The 8,960-nt window shown below is 33.0% G+C and carries 7 protein-coding genes; 4 read left to right on the plus strand and 3 right to left on the minus strand.

The window, feature by feature from the left end; genetic code table 11:
* The first annotated feature begins 1 nt into the window (after position 1).
* Positions 2-925 (plus strand): UbiA family prenyltransferase, encoded by a 924-nt coding sequence (locus G0Q09_RS11495; RefSeq protein WP_114998383.1) that lies wholly within the window; start codon positions 2-4, stop codon positions 923-925.
* 10 nt (positions 926-935) lie between these two features.
* Entirely contained in the window at positions 936-1,880 is a 945-nt protein-coding gene (locus tag G0Q09_RS11500) for a pseudouridine synthase (RefSeq protein ID WP_038334708.1), read from the plus strand.
* Between the two features lie 54 nt (positions 1,881-1,934).
* Here G0Q09_RS11500 and G0Q09_RS11505 read toward each other — a convergent pair whose 3' ends face one another.
* The 3 genes from G0Q09_RS11505 to rluF form a co-directional block, all read right to left on the minus strand.
* A complete protein-coding gene (locus tag G0Q09_RS11505; protein WP_219034975.1) occupies positions 1,935-2,657 on the minus strand; it encodes a GLPGLI family protein in 723 nt (240 codons plus the stop codon).
* An 84-nt stretch (positions 2,658-2,741) separates the two neighbouring features.
* A complete protein-coding gene (locus G0Q09_RS11510; RefSeq protein ID WP_219034976.1) occupies positions 2,742-5,186 on the minus strand; it encodes an alpha/beta hydrolase family protein in 2,445 nt (814 codons plus the stop codon).
* 114 nt (positions 5,187-5,300) lie between these two features.
* Entirely contained in the window at positions 5,301-6,215 is a 915-nt protein-coding gene (gene rluF, locus G0Q09_RS11515) for a 23S rRNA pseudouridine(2604) synthase RluF (RefSeq protein WP_125349204.1), read from the minus strand.
* A 110-nt stretch (positions 6,216-6,325) separates the two neighbouring features.
* On the opposite strand from rluF, the gene G0Q09_RS11520 reads away from it, so the two are divergent.
* Positions 6,326-6,673: an arsenate reductase family protein gene (locus G0Q09_RS11520; RefSeq protein ID WP_219034977.1), complete on the plus strand. Its 348-nt coding sequence runs from the start codon at positions 6,326-6,328 to the stop codon at positions 6,671-6,673.
* 9 nt (positions 6,674-6,682) lie between these two features.
* Positions 6,683-8,821 (plus strand): S9 family peptidase, encoded by a 2,139-nt coding sequence (locus G0Q09_RS11525; RefSeq protein WP_219034978.1) that lies wholly within the window; start codon positions 6,683-6,685, stop codon positions 8,819-8,821.
* Positions 8,822-8,960: the final 139 nt, after the last annotated feature.

Here is an 8,960-nt window from a genome sequence, read left to right on the forward strand (position 1 = left end):
AATGAACGTTCAGAAAATAATCTTAAAAGTTTTTGCATTATTTTCTGTTGTTCGTGGCTATAATTTAATTGTGTTAATATTGGCACAATACCTTGCTGCACTTTTTATTTTTGCGCCAGAAGTTGGTCATCGTCAATTGTTGACAAATCCAAAGTTGGACGGGCTTATTCTTTGTTCGATACTTTGTGTGGCCGCGGGATATATCATCAATAATTTTTACGATTTAGAAAAAGACGAACTCAAACGTCCTTTACAAGTTTATCTTCAGAAACAAGTTTCGCAAGGTTTCAAACTAACTGTTTACATTGTTCTGAATGCTTTAGCATTGATTATTGCAGCTTTAATTTCGTGGAAGGTTTTCATTTTCTTTTTGATTTATCAATTTCTGGTTTGGTTTTATAGCCACAAAATCAATCGATTTGCATTGATCAAAAACTTTTATTTGGTTATTATTCGTGTCATGCCATTTTTTGCCTTATTGGTTTATTTTGATCATTTCACATTCAATTTGGCTTTACATGCTACTTTTTTGAGTATTTTATTATTGATTACTGATATTGTAAAAGATTTGAGTTCTCAAAAAGCAGATTTGATTTATAATTATGATTCAATTCCAATCAAATATGGAATAGATTTTACAAAAGTTTTGATTTCATGTTTAATTATTACAGAATTAATCATTGGAATTATTATCATTATGAAAAATGATGTTGGCGCGATGAAGTACTTTTTTATTGCTGCGAATATCGCTTTCACAGTGATTTTATTTATCATTTGGAGAATAAAATCGACACAAGCATATAAGATTTTACATTATTTTTTTAAGGGAATGATTGTTGCGGGTGTATTTAGTATCGTATTAATCGAAATAAATCCCTTAACTTTGCAAACTATTGCGCAAAATTTTAATCAGCGCATAAATTAATCAAATTCAGATGAATAACAGACGAAATCAATCCAACGACAGAAATTCCCAAGGCGGGAACAATCGTGGAAAAGGTGGAGCAAGAGGAAATTCTTCTTCTAAACCATCTTCAGGGAAAGGAAAACCAACTTTTGGTGGAAAACCATCAGAAGAAGGAAAGAAAAGTTTTGGACCAAAGAAACCGTTTAACAAACCAGGTGAAAAACCATTTGTTAAAAGACTGAAAAAAGCACCAGTTGATGACGGGACTATTCGTTTAAATAAATATGTAGCGAATGCAGGGATTGCATCCAGAAGAGAGGCCGACGAGTTGATCAAAACTGGAATCGTTACAGTGAATGGTCAAGTGATTACTGAAATGGGTTATAAAGTACAACCCGATGATGAAGTTCGTTTCGATGGTCGTAAAATCTCTTCAGAGAAAAATGTATATTTTGTGTTGAATAAGCCAAAAGGTTTTATTTCAACATCAAATGATGAAAAAGGACGTAAAACTGTGATGGACTTAATGTCTACAGCAACTACAGCGAGAATTTTCCCAGTAGGACGCTTGGATAGACAAACAACAGGAGTTTTATTGTTTACAAATGATGGTTATTTAACTAAGAAATTAACGCATCCAAGTCATGATATCAAAAAAATATATCACGTTACATTGGACAAAAAGTTAACAGCAAATGATTTAGCTGACATCAAAAAAGGTGTTCGTTTAATTCCTGAAGGAATTGCAGTTGTTGACGAAATTTCTTTTATCGAAGGTAGACCGAAAAATGAAGTTGGTGTAGAATTACATATTGGTTGGAACCGCGTTGTACGTCGTATTTTCGAAACAAAAGGATACGAAGTAGAAGCGTTAGACCGCGTTTCTTTTGCAGGACTTACAAAGAAAACTTTACAAAGAGGTGATTTTAGAAGATTAACAGAATTAGAAGTTAACTTCTTGAAAATGTTATAATACCTCAGCTATAAAATTTAAAAACCACTTCGAAAGAAGTGGTTTTTTTATGTTTTAATCTTTCGAAACCTTGTTATTATAAGCTTCCATCATCTTTTTATTTGCTTCTTTCACAAAATCATCTTTCTCAATTTGTGTCATTTTCTGACCTTTTGATGGAATTTTAATCACTTCGTTTTTAGATGCTTCTTTTATATTAATTGCTCTGAAAATCGTTTCATAACTCTCGTCTTTCATTGTTGTTACAGCTTTCAATTCTAAAATTAAACCTGGTAACCCATTGAAAAATATTGGTCCTCCTTTTGGTTGTAAAGTTGGCGCAAACCAAACTTCTATCTTAGAATCTTTGTATTCGGTTATTGCTTTTTTTACTTTAATTCCCAACATTTCTTTTGATTCTCTACTAATTGTCCAAGTGTATTTAGGCAAATTATCTATTATTAAAATATTCTTGTTCACATAATTTCCTTCAATCTTATATTGTGAAGTTTTATAATCGATGTAAATATTATCATCAATTGTACTCATCGACATAGATGATTGATTTTGACTATTATCAATTTTTACAACTTCACTGAAAAACGACTGATTTTCATTAAAAAGTAATTGATAATATTTTGGTGTAGAATTGTTTTTATCTAATGCTGCTTTATAAACAGGATCTTTTTCGTCAAAAAAGATTTTATCATAGGTTTCATATTCTACTTTCCACAAATTTTGAGCAAAAAGAAATGGAGAAAAAATCATTAGAAAGAAGAGTAAAGCTTTTAATTTCATAGTTGATTAATTATGAACTAAATATAATGATTATTTACAATAAAAAAGCGATTCAAAATTGAATCGCTTTTCTTATATTGAGAATTATTTCTTTTCAGAATTTTTTCCTTTGTTTTTCACATATTTCTCTAACCATTGATCTTGTTCCCACAACATGTGAAGAATATTTTCTCTGGCTGCATATCCGTGAGATTCTTTTGGTAATAAAACCAAACGAGTTGTCGCTCCCAAACCTTTCAATGCATTGAAATAGCGCTCAGATTGCATCGGGAAAGTTCCTGTATTATTATCTGCTTCACCATGAATTAACAACAATGGTGTTTTCATTTTATCTGCATTTTGGAAAGGCGCCATTGTGTTGTAAACATCTGGAGCTTCCCAATAATTACGTTGTTCTGACTGGAATCCAAACGGCGTCAATGTACGGTTATACGCACCTGAACGTGCGATACCTGCCGCAAATAAATTAGAATGCGTTAATAAATTTGCTGTCATAAATGCGCCATAAGAATGTCCACCAACCGCAACTCTTTCACGATCGATAAAACCTAATTTATCCACCGCATCAATCGCAGCTTTTGCATTGGCAACCAATTGAGGAACGAAGGTATCATTTGGCTCTTCTTTTCCTTCTCCAATAATCGGGAAAGCCGCATCATCTAATACCGCATACCCTCTCAACGCCCAATAAATAGGACCTCCGTAAGAAGGAGAAGTAAATTTATTTTCAGAAGTTGTTACCTGACCAGCCGTAGATGCATCTTTGAACTCGCGAGGATAAGCCCACATTAACATTGGTAACTTTTCCTTTTTCGTTTTATCATAATTTGGTGGCAAGTATAAAGTTCCTGATAATTCTACACCATCAGCTCGTTTGTACGTAATTAACTCTTTCGAAACTTTGTTCATTGCTTCAAAAGGATTTTTTGTAAACGTTACTTGTTTTGGCTTTCCTCCTTTCTGAAAAATATTACGAACATATAAATTTGGATAATCTGATTTCGATTGAATTTGTTCTAAAATGATCCCTTTCTTCGGATCGATAACACGAGCAATCGCTTCTAATTTATCTGATTTCTGCGCTCTCCATAAACGAGAAGTTTTTTGCGTTTTGATATCAAAATCATCAACAAAAGGTAAAATTCCTTCCGCAGAAACTCCTTCTCCAACTAACATCAATTTTCCTTTGTTAATCGCTAAAACATTGTAACCATAATCATTCAATTCAGTTACAAAATTTCCAGGATTATTGTATGCATCTTGCGAGTTTCTACTGAAAAAACGGATTGGTTCTTGAGTTGGATTTGACGGATTGAACAAATAACTACTTTCGTTACGCGTGTTATACCAAGCATCTCTCACAATCGCAACCTCATCATTTCCCCAAGTCACTCCTCTATAGCGATCTTTTACTTTTACCAACAATTCTTTGTTCGCAGTAAAAGGCGCCGCAACTTGATAAAGCCCATCGCGATATTCCGCAGGCTTATTTGCATCACCACCATCTAAAGCCTCAACCCAATATAAAGTATTTGGTTTATCGGCTCTCCAATACAAATTTCTTTTTCCCATAATCGTCGAAGAAAATCCTTTCGGAACAACTTCTTGTAACTCTTTATGATCAACTTCTTTTATTAATTTTCCGTTGATATCATACACAATATTGGTTGAAGGAAAACTATTGTACGTTACTAAATATGAAAAAGGTTTTTTGATTTCGTTCACCAAAACATATTGTCCATCTGGAGAAGTCGAAATATCTGTGTACATCGCAGCGTCTTTCCATTTCGATTTTGCACCTGTTTCGATATTTACTTTTACTAATTCAGAAATTGCTAATTGTTCGAAGTTAAACTCATCATTTTTATTTTGTAATAAATCTTGATAGGTTCTGTTTTGCGCTTCTTTTCCGTCAGCAACAGAAACTGTAGGTCCAGTTGCAATCGCATCTTTCGTGTCAATCAAAGCTTTTTTAGAAGCTGGAATTACATTCACAATTAATTCTGTATTTGAAATCCAATTGAAAGGACGACCTAAGTTTGCGTTTAATTTATCTTCATAAACTTTTGTTGCAGCTTGTGTTTTTACATCAACAATCCATAGTTCTACACCTTTATTTGTTGTATTTGTAACGGCAAATTTCGATTGAGAAGTGTTCCAAGATTGATTAGAAAAACGACCTTTTGCAGGTAAACCAGCAATCGTTTTTTCTTTTGAAGTTTTTAAATCAAAATAAGTAATTTTCTCGCTGAATGTTTCACGTGAATTAATATTTGTAACTGGATTAATTCGTAATCCTGCTAAACGTAATTCCGTTTCTGACAATTCATTAATCGTTTTATAACGACTTCTATAAGACAAAAATGCATTCTCCGCTTTACGATCTGTACTAATTGACGGCGGCATATCTGCATCTGCCAATTGTAAAATTTCTTGCGGAGGCAATTGATAAGTAACATTTTCTTGTGCTTTTACCGATGCACCAAAAGTCATCGCTATAAAAAGCAACGAATAAACAATTTTCTTCATGTGTTTTTAAGATTTTACTTTATAAAGATATTGAATCTTTGGTAAAATGACATGATAGAAGTTAGTTTTGACTAAAATGTATAAAAAAAGACGAAAAATATTCGTCTTTTGATTTTATCTTCTTTTACCAAATTTACCTCCTTTCGTATTTGTAGGTGGTTTACTTTTTCCTACTCTGGCTTGAGTTGTTGATTTTTTTACTGGCTTTTTAATTGATTTTCCTTTCGAATCTTTAAAATCTGGAGAAATTTCTTTTGTTTTTTTCGCTGATGATTTTTTTGATTTTGAAGCTGGTTTCTTTTCTTCGTGTTTTTCCGAATCTTTCGTCAAGCGATTGATTTCTGCTAATTCTTCTGCCGTTAAATCTCGATGTTGACCAATTCCTACATTCAATGTTAAATTCATAATCCGAACACGTTCTAATTTTTTTACACCATATCCAAAATATTCGCACATACGACGAATCTGTCTATTCAAACCTTGGATTAATGTAATTTTGAAAACATTTGTACTTATTTTTTCGATCTTACATTTCTTCGTAACTTGGTTAAGAATCGGAACACCTTTCGACATTCTTTCGCAAAATTCATCCGTAATTGGTTTATCAACGGTTACGATATATTCTTTTTCGTGATTATTTCCAGCACGTAAAATCTTATTCACAATATCACCATCGCTTGTCAATAAAATCAATCCTTGCGAATCTTTATCTAAACGACCAATCGGAAAAATTCGTTCTCCAAACGAAAGAAAATCGATAATATTATCTGGATCTGTAGAATCTGTTGTACACGTAACGCCCACAGGTTTATTCAGCATAATATAAACCGCATGCTCCTTTTCGCGCGGTTCTATTTCGACACCTTTTACAGTCACCACATCATTTGGTCCTACAAATTGCCCAATTTTAGCAACTCGTCCATTAATTTGCACCAAACGATTTTCGATGTATTGATCTGCTTCGCGACGCGAACAAAAACCACTATCGCTAATATATTTGTTTAAACGCAAAAAATTAGTTTCTTCCATACTTGCAAAGATAGTTTTTTATCGATTTGAAATATATTTTGACAAAATTCTTTATCATTCTGCAAAACGATGAAACTTATTTATCTTTACAAAACCAAAGATTTTGAGAAATGAAAAAAGTATTTTTTTTGAAAACTTGCGATACGTGCAAACGTATTATGAAAGAGTTTGATTTTACAGGTTTTGATTTGCATGAAATAAAATCGACTGCGATAACAGCAGAAGAATTAGAAGAAATGAAGAATTTAGCTGGTAATTACGAAGCTCTATTTTCACGTCGCGCACAGAATTACAAAAAATTAGGATTGAAAGATCTACAGCTTTCTGAAGATGATATCAAAAATTATATTTTATCAGATTATACTTTCCTAAAACGTCCTGTCGTGGTAGATGGAGACAAAATTTTTATTGGAAACGAAAAGAAAAACTTAGAAGCCCTTGGGCAATATTTGAAATAGAAATCACACATGAAAAAAACAATTTTATTGAGTACACTTTTGATGAGCGCGAGTTTACTTGCTCAGAAAAAGAACATCACAATGGAGGATGCTGTACTTGGATTATCGACAAATTTACGTATCGAGAATCTAAATCAAGTACAATGGATTCCGAATCAAAATGCGTACACGCAAAATGTAAAAACATCATACGGAGAAGCTTTAATCAAGAAAGAAATTCCATCTCTTAAAACGGATACAATTTTTAGAAGTTCTCAATTTGAGAATAAAAGAATTCCTTCTTTGAATTGGATCAATGATAAGCAAGCTTATTTTTCGACAAAAACAGGTTACAAAACAATTACAACTGCTGGTCAACAAGCCGATTGGTTGAAATTACCTGACAATGCAGAAAATATAGAATTTGACGCGACGAATAATCAAGTTGGATATGTAATTGACAACAATTTATTTTTTGTTGATAAAGCTGGAAAAACACATCAAATTACCAAAGACGGAAAATATGAAATAGTGAATGGAAAATCGGTTCATCAAAATGAGTTCGGGATTCACAAAGGAATTTTCATCTCTCCAAAAGGGAATTTAGTTGCATTTTATAGAATGGATCAAACAGCGGTTACAGATTATCCAATTATCGATTGGTCTGTACAACCTGCTGTAAACAAAAATATCAAATATCCGTTTGCTGGAACAAAAAATCATACGGTTACGTTAGGTGTTTATAATCCAACCTCTCAAAAAACGACTTTCTTAGAAACTCACCCAGAAGTAGATCATTATTTAACTTCGGTTACGTGGTCGCCAGACGAAAAACATATTTATATTGCTTTACTTTCTCGTAATCAAAAGCACATGGAATTGAATCAATATGATGCAGTTTCAGGGAAATTGATTAAAACATTATTCAAAGAAGATGATGCAAAATATGTAGAACCTCAAAACGAATTGCATTTTATTCCAGGAAAAACGAACGAGTTTGTTTGGTGGTCGCAACGCGATGGTTTTATGCATTTGTATCGTTTCAATACAGACGGAAAATTATTAAACCAAATCACAAAAGGAGATTGGATTGTAACAGATCTTGTTGGAGAAAATGCGAAGAAAAAAGAATTCTTAATCATGACAACAAAAGATTCTCCGAAAGATCGTCATTTATATGCGGTGAATTGGGAAAATGGAAAATTGCGTAAAATAACAACTGATGCAGGAACGCACAATGTTTCGGTTTCAACAAACGGAGAATATGCAATTGATAATTGGAGTAATGATAACACGCCTCGTAAAATTGATGTGTTGGATGCAAACGGAAAATTCAAACAAAATATCTTAAATGCTCAAAATCCTTTAGCAAATTACAATACGGCGAAAGTTGAAAATGTAACATTAAAAGCAGATGATGGAACAGATTTGTATGGAAAATTAATCTATCCAACAAACTTTGATTCTTCGAAAAAATATCCAGTTATCGTTTATTTGTACAATGGTCCTCACGCGCAATTAATCACAAATCGTTTTCCTGCAACAGGAAATCTTTGGTACGATCATTTAGCGGAAAAAGGTTATATTGTCTTTACAATGGACGGACGCGGATCGGCGAATAGAGGTCTTAAATTTGAACAAGCGATTCACGGAAATGTAGCAACTACAGAAATGAATGACCAAATGAAAGGTGTCGATTTCTTGAAAACTTTACCTTTCGTAGATGCGGAACGTATGGGAATTCATGGTTGGTCTTATGGTGGATTTATGACAACATCATTCATGTTACGTAAACCTGACGTTTTCAAAGTTGGTGTTGCTGGTGGACCAGTTTTAGATTGGACGCAATACGAAATTATGTATACGGAACGTTACATGGAATCGCCACAAGATAATCCTGAAGGTTTCAAAAACACGAATTTAATTAACCGTGTAAAAGACTTAAAGGGTAAATTATTGATGATTCACGGAGCGCAAGATAATGTGGTTGTTTGGCAACATTCGATTGATTTTATTCGCGAAGCAGTGAAAAATGGTATGCAAATGGATTATTTTGTTTATCCTGGACATGAGCATAATGTTCGTGGAAAAGATCGCGTTCATTTGATGCAAAAAATTACAGATTACTTCGATTTATATCTTAAACCAGAAGGTACATCTCAAAAATAATAGTCAACAAAAGAATCCGTCTCACAACTGAGGCGGATTTTTTTTTTGTTATTATTGAGGGTTTTCGTATATTTATATCTGATAATCATACAGTTGTTTATGAATTTTAAGCATTACAATCAAAATCAGTTGGTTTTGT

The sequence above is a fragment of the Empedobacter falsenii genome (genome assembly GCF_019308355.1).
GTDB lineage: Bacteria > Bacteroidota > Bacteroidia > Flavobacteriales > Weeksellaceae > Empedobacter > Empedobacter falsenii_B.